The organism is Dactylosporangium sucinum (assembly GCF_014647515.1).
Lineage (GTDB): Bacteria > Actinomycetota > Actinomycetes > Mycobacteriales > Micromonosporaceae > Dactylosporangium > Dactylosporangium sucinum.
Genome location: NZ_BMPI01000007.1, coordinates 42,183 through 57,634, shown reverse-complemented (window position 1 = coordinate 57,634; position 15,452 = coordinate 42,183). Strand labels below are relative to the sequence as shown.

The window sequence follows — 15,452 nt, the reverse complement described above, 5'->3', positions numbered from 1 at the left end:
CTCGGGGGAGCGGGCCGGGCCGGCCCCGGGGGAGTCGGCGGCCGGCCCGGCCCGCTTGCACGGACGTTGGTCGATCCACCCCGCCGAGAAAGGCGGGTGGATCGACCAACGTCGGCATGACCCCGGCGCGTCTCGGTTAGCGTGTGCCCCGTGGACGCGCTCGACCGGCTCGACGCCGAGATCTCCCGCTGCCGCCTGTGCCCCCGCCTGGTGGCCTGGCGCGAGGAGGTCGCGGCGACCAAGCGCGCCGCGTTCCGGGACCAGACCTACTGGGGCCGCCCCGTCCCCGGCTTCGGCCCGCACGACGCCCGGATCGCGATCCTCGGCCTCGCCCCGGCCGCCCACGGCGGCAACCGCACCGGCCGCATCTTCACCGGCGACCGCTCCGGCGACGTGCTGTTCGCCGCCCTGCACCGCGCCGGCCTGGCCAACCAGCCGACCAGCACCGATCGTGACGACGGCCTCACGCTCACCGATACCCGGATCTTCGCCGCGGTCCGGTGCGCGCCGCCCGACAACAAGCCCACCCCGCAGGAGCGCGACACCTGCGCCCCGTTCCTGCATCGCGAGATGCGCCTCATCCGTCCCCACCTGCGCGTCGTCATCGCGCTGGGTGGCTTCGCCTGGGCCGCGTTCTGGCCCGCGCTGCGGGCCGTCTACGGTGTAGCTCCGGCGCGGAAGGTGCCGTTCGGTCACGGCGTGCTGTGGCAGTCCGAAGAACCGGCCGAGGGTGCCCCCGCGTTGCTCGGTTGTTACCACGTGAGCCAGCAGAACACCTTTACCGGTCGGCTCACGCCAGGAATGCTGGACGAAATCCTCGCCCGGGCCAAGGCGTTGGCCGGGGCGAACTGAGCGACGGGATGTCATGGACCGCACCATCAGCCGCTGGTTGCCGGTGCTGGCCGTGGTCGCCGTGCTCGGCATCGCGATCGTGGCGGCGGCCCTGTCCTCGCCGGAGGTCACCAGCCTGCCGGTGCCCGAGCTGGACCCGACCGCCGCGCCGACGGGCCTGCCGACCGCCGAGCCGAGCCTGCGACCGACCATGCCGCCTGGCGACGGCGACCCGGGCTTCGCGCTGCCCGACTGGATCCTCTACGGGGTCACCGGCCTCTGCGCGGTCGTGGTGATCGCACTGGTCGCCGGCCTGGTGTACATGTTCCTGCGCAACGCCGGCCCGAAGGCCAAGCCCCGCCTGTTCGTCGAGCCCGAGGCGCCCGCGCCGATGCAGGTCGACACCGGCGAGGAGGTCGTGGCCGCGGTCGACGCCGGCCTGGCCGAGCTGGCCGACACCGACGGCGACCCGCGCCGGGCGGTGATCGCCTGCTGGGTCCGCCTGGAGCGGGCCGCCGCCGCGGCCGGCACGCCGCGGCTGGTCGGCGACAGCCCGACCGAGCTGGTCACCCGGCTGCTGGCGGGCCATCGGGTGACCCGGCCGACCCTCGAAGGCCTCGCCGAGGTGTACCGCGAGGCCCGCTACGCCACCCACCCGGTCGACGAACGGTCCCGCCAGGCCGCCGTCGGCGCCCTCAGCCAGCTGCGCGCGGAACTGTCGGGGGTGGCGCATGGCACGTGACCGCGACGAGATGGTCGGCCTCGACGAGCTGTTCGACGCCGGCCGGGCGACCGTGCGGGCCGACCCGCGCCCGGTGCGCCGCCCGTCCCGCCCGTTCGACAGCCGCTGGTGGATCCGGCGGCTGTTCGTCGCCGTCGCCCTGACCACGGTCGGCTGGGGCGTGCTCTGGGTGGCCCGCTACTCGATCTCGTACCCGCTGGTCCTGCTCACCATCGTGGCGATCCAGGTGCTGCGGGAGGTGCTGCAGCAGGTGCGCGCCGACGAGCTGCCGGCCGAGGTCACCGGCAAGGGCCTGGAGCCCGCCCGGGCGCCGCAGCAGCAGGGCGACCGGCCCCGGCTGCGCGACGCGGTGCCGCCCGCCGACGGGATCCGGCTGGCCGTCGGCAAGTGGGACGACCGGCTGATCTGGGGCGAGCGCGATGCCGGCCGGTTCGCCGCCCTCGTGGTACCGCGGGTGACCGACCTCGTCAACGGTCGCCTGCGCCAGCAGCACGGCATCACCCTGAGCAGCGCCCCCGAGCAGGCTCGCGAGATCGTCGGCGAGGAGCTCTGGCAACTGCTGCACTACACACCGTCCCGCGTGCCGAGCCCGCAGGACGTAGCATCGATCGTCGCGAAGGTGGAGGCGCTATGAAGACGCTCGCACCGGCCGAGGTGGGCCGGATCGCCAAGGTGGTCCTGGACCAGGTCGGCACGGTGGTCGTCGGCAAGCGCGACGCCCTCGAGCTGGTCCTGGCCGGCGTGCTGGCCGGCGGCCACGTGCTGCTGGAGGACCTGCCCGGCCTCGGCAAGACGCTGACCGCCCGGTCGTTCGCCCAGGCGCTCGGCATCGGGTTCCGCCGGCTGCAGTTCACCCCCGACCTGCTGCCGGCCGACGTCACCGGCTCGTTCCTCTACGACCAGCGGGCCCACGAGTTCACGTTCCGGGCCGGCCCGGTGTTCACCAACCTGCTGCTCGCCGACGAGATCAACCGCACGCCGCCGAAGACGCAGTCGGCGCTGCTGGAGGCCATGCAGGAGCGGCAGGTGTCGGTCGAGGGCGCCACCTACCGGCTGGACGCCCCGTTCCACGTGCTCGCCACCGCCAACCCGATCGAGTACGAGGGCACCTACCCGCTGCCCGAGGCCCAGCTCGACCGGTTCCTGCTGCGCGTCTCGTTCGGCTACCCGGAGGCCGACGAGGAGTGGGACGTCCTGCGCCGGCGCATGTCCCGCCGGCAGGAGGAGGCCAACCTGGAGCCGGTCGTCGACGCCGAGACGCTGCTGGCGATGCAGGGGGCGCTCGAGGACGTCGCCGTGGAGGACTCCATCGGGCGGTACATCGTCTCCCTCACCTCGGCGACCCGCGTCCACCCGCAGGTCCTCGTGGGCGCCTCGCCCCGTGGCTCGCTCGCGCTGCTGCTGCTCGCCCGGGCCGCCGCCGCGCTCAGCGGCCGCGACTACGTGGTGCCCGAGGACGTGAAGGCGGTCGCGATCCCGGCGCTGGCGCACCGGATCACGCTGCGGCCCGAGATGTGGCTCAAGCGCATCGACCCGCGCTCGGTGGTGTCGGAGGTGCTGGCCCAGACGCCGTCGCCGGCCAGCGGCGCGATGCCCACCTACGGCGGAAGGCGTGGCTGACGCGTCCGCACCCCGGTCCCACGCGCGGGCCTTCGAGCCGACCCGGGCGCTGGGCCGGGCCGTGCTGGTCAGCGGCGTGCTCGTGCTCGTCGCCGTGCTCACCGGCCGCTTCGACCTGGTGATCCTGGCGGCGCCGTTCGCGATCGGCACCGCCGTCTCGCTGGTGCGCCGCCCGGGCCGCGCCCCGACGGTCGCGGTGACCGCGGCCGAGCCGTTCCTGGTCGAGGGCGGCGACCTCGAGGTGCGCGTCGACGTCGGCAACCCCAACCCGATCGGGTTCGACCTGGTCGTGGTCCGCCTGCTGGTGCCGCAGTGGGTCCGCCTCAAGCACTCCGACCGGCCCTACGCGGTCGACGTCCAGGGCGGCACCATCGCCGGCGTCGACCTGGAGGGCCGGGTGCTGCGCTGGGGCCGCCACCCGCTCGGCCCGGTCGCCGCCCACGCGGTCGCCGCCGACGGGCTGCTCATCAGCCGGCCGGTGCGCGCGCCCGAGCTGCCGCTGAAGGCGTATCCGGCGATCGAGCACTTCGACGCCGCCGAGGCCATGCCGCGGGCCGCCGGCCACGTCGGCGGGCACCGCTCCCGCCGCACGGGCGAGGGCGGCGAGCTGGCCGGCGTGCGCCGCTTCGGCCCCGGTGACCGGTTGCGCCGCATCGACTGGCGGGTCTCGCTGCGCACCCGCGAGATCCACGTGGTCAGCACGCTGTCCGACCGCGACGCCGAGGTCGTCGTGCTCCTCGACGCCCTGCACGAGGCCGGCCGCTCCGGCGGCATCGAGGGCCGTGCGTCGGTGCTCGACACGACCGTGCGGGCCGCCGCCGGCATCGCCGAGCACTACCTGCACCGGGGCGACCGGGTGGCGCTGCTGCAGTACGGCGGGACCGTCCGGCACCTGCGCGCCGCGAGCGGCCGCCGCCACTACATGACGACCCTGGAGTGGCTGCTCGACGTGGCCCCCGCGGGCAACGCCGACGAGCCGCCGCCGTCGTCGTTCGGCCCGCACATGGTCCAGGGCAACGCGCTGGTCATGGTCCTCACCCCGCTGCTGGACATCCGCTCGGCGGCGATGCTCGCCAACCTGGCCCGGGCCGGCCGGTTCGTCGTCGCCGTCGACACGCTGGGCAACCCGGTGCTGCCGAAGCGCTCGGCCGCCAAGTGGGCCGACATCCCGCAGCGGCTGTGGGTCCTGGAGCGGCAGAACATCATCGCCCAGCTGCGCGAGCACGGCGTGCCGGTGGTCGCGTGGGGCGGCGCGGGCAGCCTCGACGAGGTCCTGCGCGGCGTGGCCCGGGTGGCCGTCGGGAGGACGATCACCGCATGAGCGGTCCGGAGCGAAGCGGAGGGGCCGTTCATCATGGGCTCAGATGGGAGATCGTGCGGCGCCGGAGCGAAGCGGAGGTGACCGCATGATCGAGGAGTTGACGGAGTACTTCCAGGGGCGGGTCAACCGGGCCCGGGACGTGATCGAGCGGGCCTCCGCCGGGCCGGTGCTCATCCGGCTGGCCGTCGCCGTCTTCGCCGCGCTGTCGATGGTGCTGGCCTTCCCCAGCCAGGTCACCGGCAACCTGGCCGGGATCGCCGTCGCGGGCGTGGTCGCCGTGCTGCCGGCGTTCCTCCCGCGCACGCGCCTGGTCGGCCTGGCCGTCTTCCTCTGCGCGTTCGGCTGGCTGATCGGCACGATCGTCTACGACCAGCCCGTCGGCGTCACCCGGCTCATCGCCCTGTCGACCACGCTGTACCTCATGCACTCCCTGGCCGCCCTGGCCGCCGTCCTGCCGTACGACGCGGTGCTCTCGCCCGGCGTGCTCGCCGGCTGGCTGCTCCGGGCCGCCGGCGTCGTGGCCGCGAGCGCAATCGTGAGCGTGCTGATGCTGGCGGCGGTGAAGCTGGTCGTCGGCCCGGCGTTCCTCGTCGCGTCGCTCGTCGGCGTGGTCGCCGTCGGGCTCCTCGTGTGGCTGATCGCGCGCCGCAGCGCCTAGGAGTCCGGCCTGTGTGGTCGCGGTAACAGCCCTGGTAACGCCCGTTACATGTCTGTGGCCCGACTGCCTCCGGGCCATCGATGTGGCTAGCGTTGGTCGCGTGGCTGCGAAGCGAATCCTGATCGTCGGCGCAGGGCACGTCGGCCTGTACGCCGCCCTGCGCCTGTCGAAGAAGCTCCACCTCCACGAGGCTGAGGTCACCGTCGTCGACCCCCAGCCGCACATGACCTACCAGCCGTTCCTGCCCGAGTCGGCGGCCGGCAACATCTCCCCGCGGCACACCGTCGTGCCGCTGCGCCGCGAGCTCAAGCGCTGCCACGTGCTGTCCGGCACGGTCACCAGCATCGAGCACGCCCGGAAGGTCGCGATCGTCCAGCCGATCATCGGCCCGGCCCGCGAGGTGCCGTACGACCACATCGTCGTCGCCCCCGGCTCGGTGTCCCGCACGCTGCCGATCCCCGGCCTGCGCGAGCAGGCGGTCGGCTTCAAGACCATCGGCGAGGCCATCTTCCTGCGCAACAGCGTCCTCGACCGGCTCGACGTGGCGGCCACCACCTCCGACCCGGCGACCCGCCGGCGCGCGCTGACGTTCGTGTTCGTCGGCGGCGGCTACGCCGGCATCGAGGCGCTCGCCGAGATGGAGGACATGGTCCGCGGCGCCCTGCGGTACTACCCGGAGATCCCGGCCGACGAGGTCCACTTCGTCCTCGTCGAGGCGGCCAACCGCATCCTGCCCGAGGTCGGCGCCGAGATGGGTGCCTACACGGTCGTCCAGCTCACGAAGCGCAACATCGACATCCGGCTCGGCACGCGGCTGGAGTCGTGCGTCGACGGCGTCGTCGAGCTCTCCGACGGCGACCGGTTCGAGGCCGACACCATCGTCTGGACCGCCGGCGTCAAGCCGCACCCGATGCTGGAGGACACCGACCTGCCGCGCAACTCGCGCGGCGCGATCACCTGCAAGCCGACGCTGCAGGTCGTCAACCCGGACAGCACCGTCGTCGAGGGCGCCTGGAGCGCCGGCGACTGCGCCGCGGTGCCCGACCTGACCGCCGAGGACCCGGCCGCGCTGTGCTCCCCGAGCGCCCAGCACGCGGTCCGTCAGGCGTCGCGGCTGGCCGACAACATCGCCGCCGTGGTCCGCGGCCGCACGCCGGTCGACTACAAGCACAGGCACGTCGGCTCGGTCGCCGGCCTGGGCCTCTACAAGGGCGCGGCGCGGGTCTACGGCGTGAAGGTGCGCGGCGTCCCGGCGTGGTTCATGCACCGCACGTACCACCTGAGCCGCATCCCGACCCTGAACCGGAAGATCCGGGTGCTGGTCGACTGGACGCTCCAGCTGGTCCTGCGCCGCGAGGTCGTCGCGCTGGGCTCGCTGCACGAGCCGCGGGAGGCCTTCACCGAGGTCACCCAGCCGATCCCGCTCCCGGTCCGGGCGGGGGCCGGCACCGAACGCCGGGCCGCCTGACTCAGGCGCCGCGGGCCCGCCAGACCCACACGCCGGCGACCCGTTCGCCCGGTCCGAGCAGCCCGTCCAGGGTCGCCTTGAGGGCGGCGTGGGCGGGCTGCCAGTCGGCGAGCACGAACGACGACGCGCGCCAGTAGGCGATGTCCCGCCGCAGCGCGATCCGGTCCCGGTCGGTGAGCTCCGGCGCGGTGCCGGTCTGGGCGACCCGCTTGAGCAGCTGGGCCGTCGGTCGTGGGTAGATCCCGACCGCGGCCCGGCCGTCGCGGCCGTACGGCCCGATGAACCAGCCCTGCGGGGTGGCGAAGCCCACGCCGGTGGCGGCCGCCCAGCGCATCGCCTGCGGGTCCTTCGAGTCGGGCAGCGGCACCGGCACGATGGTGCCGTCGGCGGGGGCGAAGCTGCGCCAGTACCCCTCGGTGAAGAACCGCGGCACCGCCGGCCGCTCCTGCGTGGGCAGCGGTCCCGGCACCAGCGGCGCCAGGGCGGCCACCACCGCGACCGGCACGAGCAGGCGCAGCGTCTCGGTCTGGGTGAGCGCGGCGTCCACGACCCGGGCGAGCAGGTACGCGAGCAGCGGGATCGCCGCCAGCGCGAACCGGGTGGGCAGCGCCGACTCGACCACCGGCAGGCCGGACAGCAGCGCGAACGGCCCCCAGTGATCGGTCTGCTCGTGGCCGGCCACGATCCGCGGCCCGAGCGCGAGCAGGCACAGCGCCAGCGCCGTCACCGCCGACGCCATGACCGCGGGCCGGCGCCAGAGCCAGACCGTGCCGCCGGCCACGACCAGCAGGACCGGCCAGCCGAAGAAGGTGGTGTACTCCGCCGGTCCGCTCGCCAGCCGGGCGGCGCTCTCGTCGCCGGCCAGCGACAGCGGCGAGATGGCGGTGAACGCGTGCAGGTCGGCCGAGTAGAACCGGGGCAGGAACACGCCGCCGCCGGCCGACTGCGGCCCGTGGAACTGCAGCCACAGCGGGTAGCCGAGCAGGAGCGCGGCGAGGCCGCCGGCGATGGCCAGGCCCGCTCCCAGGCGGCGCACCGGGGGCCGGCGGATCGCCCAGTACGTCAGGCAGAACAGGGCGAGCCCGATCGCGGTGAGGAACAGCACCTCCTCGCCGACGAAGAACTGGGCCGTCACCAGGCCGCCGAGCAGCAGCCCGCCGCGGATGGTGTGGCCGGCGCCGGCGAGCGGGTCGGTGGCCAGCCGCACCACGCACCACACGATCGGCGGCACCAGCCAGGCGGCGGTCATGTGCAGGTGACCGTTGGACTGCGCCACCATCCCCGGCGCGAACCCGGCGAACGCCCCGCCGATCAGCGCCGCCAGCCGGTGCAGGCCGGCGGTCCGGGCGAACAGCAGGTACCAGCCGGCCCCCGTCGCCGCGAGGTTCACCGCCGTGGCGATCACGAAGGTGTACTGCGGGCCGAACGCGAGCGTCACCGGGCCGAACAGCAGCCCCAGCCCGACGAGTGACGCGTTGCACAGCAGGTTGATCCCGTCGGGGACGTTCAACATCCCGGTGACCAGGCTGAAGTCGCCGCGGTACGCTCGGGTTGCGTAGGCGAGGAACCACTCGTCGAGCGCCTGGTCGTTCGGGTTGAGCGCCAGCGCCCGCCGGGCCGGGTCGGGCCACAGGCCGCTGGTCAGCAGGGCGGCAGCCACCGAGTAGAGCAGCACCGCCCCGGCGTCCATAGGCCATCGGCGCCGCTCGCGCAACGGCGAAGCGGTTGATGTTGACGACGCTGTCGGCGCCATCCCCGCCTCGTCGGTCTGTGGGGCGCTGGTCACCCGGACGACAGTAACGGCCGTCCCCTTGTCGGTGTTGATGGTTCGTCGGACGGGCTACCGTGAGAGCGCGTTTCTACGCCCGGGTGGTGGAACGGCAGACACGGCCGCCTTAAAAGCGGCTGCCGCGAGGCGTGCGGGTTCGAACCCCGCCCCGGGCACCCCTCACCGGCACGTTGCACTGTACGGTGCCCATTCGCGGTACGCTGGTCGTACTTGTGAATGCGACGCCCCTGGAGGCCGATCGTGCAGAGTTCCAACCCGGTGCTCACCCGCCTTGGTGAGGCGGCGCGACAAGAGCGCTCGACGGTGGCGGGTTACGGCACCGGATACGCACCGTCCCAGCCGCGCGTGATGACCATGGACGACGTCGTCGTCCGCACGGTCGCGCTCCTCGCGGTGACCGGCATCTTCGGTGCCGGCGCCTGGGTCCTGCTGCCGGACGGCAGCGCCATCACGGCCATCGCCGCCATCGGCTCGGTCATCGCCGGCCTCGTGCTCGGCCTGGTCATCTCGTTCATGCGGGTCACCAACCCCGCGGTGATCCTGGCCTACGCCGCCCTCCAGGGCGTCGCGCTGGGCCTGGTGAGCCGCTGGTTCGAGAGCCGCTACACCGGCATCGCCCTCCAGGCGGTCATCGGCACCTTCGGGATCTTCGCGATCATGGCGGTGCTCTACAAGTTCAAGGTGCTCCGCGCCACGCCGCGCTTCACCAAGATGGTGGTCGGCGCGCTCATCGGCGTGGTGGTCCTGAGCCTGGCCAACTACCTGTTCTTCCTCTTCGACGTGAACCTGGGCCTGCGCGACTACGGCACCAGCGGCAAGGTCGGCTGGCTGCCCATCGTCTTCAGCCTCGTCGTCGTGGTGGTCGGCGCGCTGACCTTCATCCTCGACTTCGACGCCGTCGACCAGGGCATCCGCTACGGCCTGCCGGAGAAGTACGCGTGGTACTGCGCGTTCGGCATCCTCGTCGGCCTGATCTTCCTGTACTACGAGATCCTGCGCCTGCTGAGCTACCTGCGCCGATGACCCCCGACGATCAGCTGGTCGCCGCCGTGCGCAAGCTGGTCGGCCAGGTCGCACACTGGACGCCGTCCCGCTGGGCGGCGTCCAGTGTCGTTCCGGGCCGCTCCCGCGCCGAGGCGTTCCACGCGACCCTGCAGACCCTGGCGGACGCCACGGCGGCGGCCGAGGGGGCGCCGAGCCGCCCGGTCCCGCGCCTGGACAACGACCTGGCCCTCCCGGACCAGCTGAGGGTCCTGGCCACCGACCTCGGCCACCACGCGCCCGAGGCGGTCCCCGCGGCCGTCGAGGCGCTGGCCGCCCTCCGCCACAACCTCTCCTGACCCAGCGCCCTGCTGCGCGGGCTGCGCACTCGCTCTGTGTGCTGCGCTGCGTGTGCTGTGCTGTGCTGTGCTGCGCGCGCTGTGCTGCGCGCGCTGTGCTGCGCGCGCTGTGCATGCCCGGGCAGTGCGTGTGCTGTGCGCTGCGTGCGCGCGCTGTGCGTGTGCTGCGCGGGCTGTTTGCGTGTTCTGCGCTCGGTGCGGGTGCGTCGGGCTCTGATCCGGTGCGCCGTGGCTGCTCCGCCGGGCTCCCGGCCCCGCTGGGGGCGCTCGGCTGTCGCGCCTCGGTGGTGGTCGTGCCCGGCCGGCCGCCGACCCCCTAAAGACGTTGGTCGATCTACCCTCGGTTTTCGAGATCGACTTGAGGGTAGATCGACCAACGTCTAAGCGGGAGCGGCGCGCGGCGAGCAGGAAGCCGAGCCGACATCGAGCCGATACCGAGCCGATACCGAGCCGGCCGAGCGGTCGCCGTCGCCGCGAAGTGGAACGCGGTGCTACGTCAGGTGGGCCAGCAGGTCCTGGCGGGTGATGACGCCGGCCGGCTTGCCGTCCACGAGCACGACGGCCGCGTCGGCCTTCTCCAGCAGCGCCACCGCCTCGCTCACCGGCTGGCCGCCGCCGATCATCGGCAGCGGGTCGCCCATGTGGCGCTCGACGATGTCGTGCAGGTGGGCGTGGCCGGAGAACAGCGCGTCGAGCAGGTCGCGCTCCGCGATCGAGCCCGCCACCTCGCCCGTGACGACCGGCGGCTCGGCCTTGAGGACCGGCAGCTGGGAGACGCCGTACTCGCGCATGTAGTCGATCGCGTCGCGGACCGTCTCGCTGGGGTGGACGTGCACCATCTGGGGCATCCCGCCGTCCTTGCCGATGAGCACGTCGGCGACCGTCGGGGTCTCGGCGGCGGTGCGCAGGAAGCCGTAGCGGGCCATCCAGTCGTCGTTGAAGATCTTCGAGAGGTACCCGCGGCCGCCGTCCGGGAGCAGGACGACCACGACCGCGTCCGGGCCGGCGGTGGCCGCCACGCGCAGGGCCGCCGCAACCGCCATGCCGCACGAGCCGCCGACCAGGAGGCCCTCCTCGCGGGCCAGGCGCCGGGTCAGCTCGAAGCTCTCCTTGTCGGAGACCTCCACGATCTCGTCGCAGATCTCCCGGTCGTACGTCGTGGGCCAGAAGTCCTCGCCCACGCCCTCCACCAGGTAGGGCCGGCCGGTGCCGCCGGAGTAGACCGAGCCCTCGGGGTCGGCGCCGACGATGCGGACGGCGCCGCCGGAGACCTCCTTGAGGTAGCGCCCGACGCCCGAGATGGTGCCGCCGGTGCCGACGCCGGCGACGAAGTGCGTGACGCGGCCCTCGGTCTGCTCCCAGACCTCCGGGCCGGTGGTCTCGTAGTGGGAGCGGGGGTTGGCCGGGTTTGCGTACTGGTCGGGCTTCCACGCGCCGGGGATCTCGCGGGCCAGCCGGTCGGAGACGTTGTAGTAGGAGCGGGGGTCCTCGGGGGCGACGGCGGTCGGGCACACGACGACCTCGGCCCCGTAGGCGCGCAGGACGTTCTGCTTGTCCTCGCTCACCTTGTCGGGGCAGACGAAGACGCAGCGGTACCCCCGCAGCTGGGCCACCAGGGCGAGCCCGACGCCGGTGTTGCCGGAGGTCGGCTCGACGATCGTGCCGCCGGGCTTGAGCAGCCCGGCCTGCTCGGCCTCCTCGACCATGCGCAGCGCGATGCGGTCCTTCACGCTGCCGCCGGGGTTCAGGTACTCGACCTTGGCGAGGACCGTGCCGGGGATGCCGGACGTGACGTTGCGGAGCCGGACGAGGGGGGTGTTGCCCACCAACTCGACGACGTTGTCGTAGTAGCGCACGAGCCCAGCGTATAGCCGGGCCCGAACTCACCCGACGACGTGTCCGGGAATGACGCTCTCCCGCAGTTTCTCCCACTCCAGGAAGCGCTCCAGCTCGTCCATGAGGGCGCCGGCGAAGTACCCGGCCACGGCGACGTCGTCGACCAGGCCCAGGATGAGGAAGAACAGCTCAGGCACCGCGTCGATCGGCGACACGATGTACGCCCCGGCGACGGCGATCATGGCGAGGCGCGCGCCGCCGTCGTACTGGCCCTTGAGGGTTGCCTTGATCATCCGTGGGATGGCGGCGACCCGCCGCCCGATGCCCGGCGTGCCGGGCTTGAACACCCGCAGTAACGCCGTCCACGCCAAGTGTCGTTTGAGCGCGCCGTCCGCCATGATCGCCGTCCTCCCGAAGTCCCGGCCCTCGAATGTAATGGTGCCCGTCACCATCCAGCGGCAACCGTCACTGCGCGGCGAGCGGTAAGAATGGAAAGGTTTGGCCGATCGTTCGGGCCGGGCAACCTGACGGGTCCACCGGTCGGCATGAGGACGATCGCAAAGCGGACGAATGCCGAGGAACACTTGGGAAGCGGGGGCTAGCCTCGGGGTCGCAGGGGCTTTGGGGGAAGGGCGGGGGCGTTGAAGTTTCAGTCGGAGCAGGTGCGGCGGATCGCCACGGCGGCGGCGGTCGGTGGCGGGGGGATCGCGGGGGCCGGAGCGTTGTTCTACGGGCTGATCCTGGGTCAGGCACTGCTGGCGCGGAAGACGATTCCGCAGGTGATCAGCCCGCCGCCGCGGGCCGACGGCACGTACGGCGCGCAGTACGACGGCGAGCCGATCCGCCTGGTGGTGCTCGGTGACTCGTCGGCCGCCGGCTACGGCGCCGAGCAGCCGAGCGAGACGTTCGCCGCGGCCGTCGCGGCGGGCCTGGCCGAGCAGCAGCGCCGGCCGGTCTGGATGCGCTGCCTCGCGGTCGTCGGCGCCGAGTCCAAGGGCCTCCCGCCGCAGGTCGAGGTGGCGCTGCGGCACCGCCCCGACGTGGCGGTGATCTCCATCGGCGGCAACGACGTGACCCACCGGGTCGGCGTCGGCCCCGCGGTGCGGCACCTGGTCGACGCGGTGCGCACGCTGCGCGCGGCCGGCGTCGAGGTGGTCGTCGGGACCTGCCCCGACCTCGGCACCATCCGGCCGATCCAGCCGCCGCTGCGCTGGCTGGCGCGGCGCTGGAGTCGCCAGATGGCCACCGCCCAGACCATTGCGGTCGTCGAGGCCGGCGGGCGTACCGTCTCCCTGGGAGACCTCCTCGGTGAGCTGTTCTACGCCGATCCCGACCGGATGTTCAGCTTCGACCGGTTCCACCCGTCCGGTGCCGGTTACCTGGCCGCTGCCCAGGCGGTGTTGCCTACGGTGGTGGCCGCGCTGACCGAGCCCGCCCTGACAGCGGTGCCGGCCCTCGTCTCCGGCGAGGGTGTCCGGTCGCTGCCGCAGGCGGCGTTCGAGGCGGCGCACCGTCCCGGCACCGAGGTCAGCGCGACCCAGGTCGCCGGCAAGGACCGCGGCCCGGCCGGCCGGTGGGCGCAGCTGCGCCACCGCGTCTGGCACCGGCTGCCGCAGCAGGCCGCACGGCAGCCGAGCGCCGTGCGGAGTGAGGAGCTGACATGAGCGTCGTGCGGCGGCTCGCCCGCCTCGCCACCGTGACCCTGGTCGCCGGCACCGTCGGCGGCGCCGCCGTGCTGGCCGCCCAGGCCCTCGCGGCGCGGACCCGCCCCTACGCCAAGCCCGACATGCGCCTCGCGATGCGTTCGTCGATCGGCGCGACCGGCAAGCCGCCGATGCGGCTGGTGCTGCTCGGCGACGCGACGGCCCTCGGCGTCGGCGTCGACCGGGTGGCGGACACCGTCGGCGGCCAGCTCGCGGCGCTGCTCGCCGAGGGCTCGGCCGGCCGCCGGGTCGAGCTGTCGAGCGTGGCCGTGGCCGGCTCGCGCTCGTCCGACCTGGCCACCCAGGTCGCGCGGGCGCTCGTCGGGCCCCGGCCGGACGTGGCGCTGGTGCTCGTCGGCACCAACGACGTCACCCATCTGGGCTCCGGCAGCGACGCCGCCGAGCACCTCGGCGCGGCCTGCCGCCGGCTGCGCGACGCGGACATCCCGGTGGTGGTCGGCACCTGCCCCGACTTCGGCGCGCTCCGCGCGTTCGCCCCGCCGCTGCGGCAGCTGCTCGGGGTGCGCAGCCGCCGGATCGCCCGGATGCAGGCGGCGTCGGCGTCGGCGGCGGGGGCCGTGGTCGTCGACCTGGGCGCGCGCACCGGTGCCGTCTTCCGGGCCGACGCGGGCACGCTGTGCCACGACGGCTTCCACCCCTCCGCCGACGGCTACCGGGTCTGGGCCCACGCGCTGCTCCCCGCCGTCGAGGAGGCCGCCGCCGTCCGGGCCTGAGCCGCCGCCGAGCGCGGCGGCCGCCCGGGACGTCGCCTGCACGACAAGGCCACACTCGGCGTGCAGGTTTCTCACACCTGCTCGCCCGGTGTCGTTACCCGAAGGTAGCGTCGGAGCATGCCGGAAGCTGTCATCGTCGCCACCGCCCGGTCCCCGATCGGCCGTGCCGCCAAGGGATCGCTGCGCGACCTCCGCCCCGACGACCTCACCGCCACCATCGTCCGGGCCGCGCTCGACAAGGTCCCGCAGCTCGACCCGCGGGACATCGAAGACCTGTACCTCGGCTGCGGCCTGCCCGGCGGCGAGCAGGGCTTCAACATGGCCCGCGTGGTGAGCACGCTGCTCGGGTTCGACCACCTGCCGGGCGCCACCACCACCCGCTACTGCGCGTCGTCGCTGCAGACCACCCGCCAGGCCTTCCACGCGATCAAGGCCGGCGAGGGCGACGTGTTCATCTCGGCGGGCGTCGAGTGCGTCTCGCGGTACGCGCGGGGCAACTCCGACGCCCTCCCGCCCGACGCCGCGGCGGCCGTCGGCGGCTCCTGGCACAACCCGGTCTTCGCCGAGGCCTACGCCCGCACCACCAAGAGTGCCGAAGGCGGCGTCACCTGGCACGACCCGCGCGAGGACGGGCTGCTGCCCGACATCTACATCGCGATGGGGCAGACCGCGGAGAACCTGGCCCAGGTCGAGGGCGTGACCCGCGAGGACATGGACGAGTTCGGCGTCCGCTCGCAGAACCTCGCCGAGGAAGCGATCAAGAGCGGCTTCTGGGCGCGCGAGATCACGCCGGTCACGACGCCGTCCGGCGACGTGGTCACGGCCGACGACGGCCCCCGCCCGGGCGTGACGATGGAGGGCGTCGCCGGGCTCAAGCCGGTGTTCCGCCCCGACGGCCGGGTCACGGCCGGCAACTGCTGCCCGCTCAACGACGGCGCCGCCGCCGTGGTCGTCATGAGCGACGTGAAGGCGCGCGAGCTCGGCATCACGCCGCTGGCCCGCATCGTCTCGACCGGCGTGACCGCCATGTCGCCGGAGATCATGGGCATCGGCCCGGTCGAGGCGTCCCGCAGCGCGCTCAAGCGGGCCGGCATGACCGTCGACGACCTCGACCTCGTCGAGATCAACGAGGCCTTCGCCGCCCAGGTGATCCCGTCGTACCGCCGGCTCGGCATCCCGCTGGAGAAGCTCAACGTCAACGGGGGCGCCATCGCCGTCGGCCACCCGTTCGGCATGACCGGCGCCCGGATCACCGGCACGCTGATCAACTCCCTGCAGTGGCACGACAAGTCGATCGGCCTGGAGACCATGTGCGTCGGCGGCGGCCAGGGCATGGCAATGGTCCTCGAACGCCTGAGCTGACCCCTCCCGCGCCCCTCCCGCGCCCCCGCGCCCCCCGCCCCTCCTTCA

Annotated in this window: 15 protein-coding genes and 1 tRNA gene; 13 read left to right on the top strand and 3 right to left on the bottom strand. The window is 73.6% G+C overall.

From position 1 onward, the window contains the following. Positions 1–150: 150 nt before the first annotated feature. From IEZ31_RS08760 to IEZ31_RS08730, 7 genes are all read left to right on the top strand, one after another. Complete coding sequence (locus IEZ31_RS08760; protein ID WP_229834495.1) at positions 151–852, top strand: uracil-DNA glycosylase; 702 nt, start codon at positions 151–153, stop codon at positions 850–852. A 13-nt stretch (positions 853–865) separates the two neighbouring features. Further along, positions 866–1,573 carry a DUF4129 domain-containing protein gene (locus IEZ31_RS08755; protein ID WP_190249259.1) on the top strand — a complete coding sequence of 236 codons (708 nt, stop codon included), beginning with the start codon at positions 866–868 and terminating at the stop codon, positions 1,571–1,573. Next, positions 1,563–2,207 carry a hypothetical protein gene (locus IEZ31_RS08750; protein WP_190249258.1) on the top strand — a complete coding sequence of 215 codons (645 nt, stop codon included), beginning with the start codon at positions 1,563–1,565 and terminating at the stop codon, positions 2,205–2,207. Before IEZ31_RS08755 ends, IEZ31_RS08750 begins: the two co-directional genes overlap by 11 nt. Continuing rightward, positions 2,204–3,193, top strand: a complete 990-nt coding sequence (locus IEZ31_RS08745; RefSeq protein ID WP_190249257.1) for an AAA family ATPase — start codon at positions 2,204–2,206, stop codon at positions 3,191–3,193. The genes IEZ31_RS08750 and IEZ31_RS08745 overlap by 4 nt, the downstream gene beginning before the upstream one ends. After that, the gene (locus IEZ31_RS08740) at positions 3,186–4,514 is read left to right on the top strand and encodes a DUF58 domain-containing protein (RefSeq protein WP_190249256.1); all 1,329 of its coding nucleotides are present in this window, start codon (positions 3,186–3,188) and stop codon (positions 4,512–4,514) included. Before IEZ31_RS08745 ends, IEZ31_RS08740 begins: the two co-directional genes overlap by 8 nt. An 85-nt stretch (positions 4,515–4,599) precedes the next feature. Then, positions 4,600–5,172, top strand: a complete 573-nt coding sequence (locus IEZ31_RS08735; RefSeq protein ID WP_190249255.1) for a hypothetical protein — start codon at positions 4,600–4,602, stop codon at positions 5,170–5,172. A 100-nt stretch (positions 5,173–5,272) separates the two neighbouring features. Then, positions 5,273–6,640: an NAD(P)/FAD-dependent oxidoreductase gene (locus tag IEZ31_RS08730; RefSeq protein ID WP_190249254.1), complete on the top strand. Its 1,368-nt coding sequence runs from the start codon at positions 5,273–5,275 to the stop codon at positions 6,638–6,640. 1 nt (position 6,641) lies between these two features. Here the strand turns inward: IEZ31_RS08730 and IEZ31_RS08725 are convergent, their stop codons facing one another. Then, positions 6,642–8,330 (bottom strand): hypothetical protein, encoded by a 1,689-nt coding sequence (locus IEZ31_RS08725; RefSeq protein ID WP_190249253.1) that lies wholly within the window; start codon positions 8,328–8,330, stop codon positions 6,642–6,644. A gap of 173 nt (positions 8,331–8,503) precedes the next feature. Between IEZ31_RS08725 and IEZ31_RS08720 the strand changes: the two genes are divergently transcribed. The 3 genes from IEZ31_RS08720 to IEZ31_RS08710 all read left to right on the top strand — a co-directional run bounded on the left by IEZ31_RS08720 (position 8,504) and on the right by IEZ31_RS08710 (position 9,769). Further along, positions 8,504–8,584, top strand: a tRNA-Leu gene (locus tag IEZ31_RS08720). Positions 8,585–8,669: 85 nt separating this feature from the next. Then, complete coding sequence (locus IEZ31_RS08715; protein WP_190249252.1) at positions 8,670–9,452, top strand: Bax inhibitor-1/YccA family protein; 783 nt, start codon at positions 8,670–8,672, stop codon at positions 9,450–9,452. Next, positions 9,449–9,769, top strand: coding sequence for a hypothetical protein (locus IEZ31_RS08710; RefSeq protein ID WP_229834492.1), 321 nt, complete (start codon positions 9,449–9,451; stop codon positions 9,767–9,769). The genes IEZ31_RS08715 and IEZ31_RS08710 overlap by 4 nt, the downstream gene beginning before the upstream one ends. A 491-nt stretch (positions 9,770–10,260) precedes the next feature. Here IEZ31_RS08710 and IEZ31_RS08705 read toward each other — a convergent pair whose 3' ends face one another. Both IEZ31_RS08705 and IEZ31_RS08700 read right to left on the bottom strand, forming a co-directional pair. After that, a complete protein-coding gene (locus IEZ31_RS08705) occupies positions 10,261–11,625 on the bottom strand; it encodes a cystathionine beta-synthase (protein WP_190249251.1) in 1,365 nt (454 codons plus the stop codon). Between the two features lie 27 nt (positions 11,626–11,652). Then, positions 11,653–12,057 (bottom strand): YkvA family protein, encoded by a 405-nt coding sequence (locus IEZ31_RS08700; protein ID WP_229834489.1) that lies wholly within the window; start codon positions 12,055–12,057, stop codon positions 11,653–11,655. A gap of 189 nt (positions 12,058–12,246) precedes the next feature. Here IEZ31_RS08700 and IEZ31_RS08695 point away from each other — a divergent pair, with 189 nt between their 5' ends. The 3 genes from IEZ31_RS08695 to IEZ31_RS08685 all read left to right on the top strand — a co-directional run bounded on the left by IEZ31_RS08695 (position 12,247) and on the right by IEZ31_RS08685 (position 15,404). Then, on the top strand, positions 12,247–13,269 hold the full coding sequence (locus IEZ31_RS08695; RefSeq protein WP_190249250.1) for an SGNH/GDSL hydrolase family protein: 1,023 nt from the start codon (positions 12,247–12,249) through the stop codon (positions 13,267–13,269). Further along, positions 13,266–14,042, top strand: a complete 777-nt coding sequence (locus IEZ31_RS08690) for an SGNH/GDSL hydrolase family protein (RefSeq protein WP_190249249.1) — start codon at positions 13,266–13,268, stop codon at positions 14,040–14,042. Before IEZ31_RS08695 ends, IEZ31_RS08690 begins: the two co-directional genes overlap by 4 nt. Positions 14,043–14,159: 117 nt before the next feature. Then, positions 14,160–15,404: an acetyl-CoA C-acetyltransferase gene (locus tag IEZ31_RS08685; RefSeq protein WP_190249248.1), complete on the top strand. Its 1,245-nt coding sequence runs from the start codon at positions 14,160–14,162 to the stop codon at positions 15,402–15,404. Positions 15,405–15,452 lie beyond the last annotated feature (48 nt).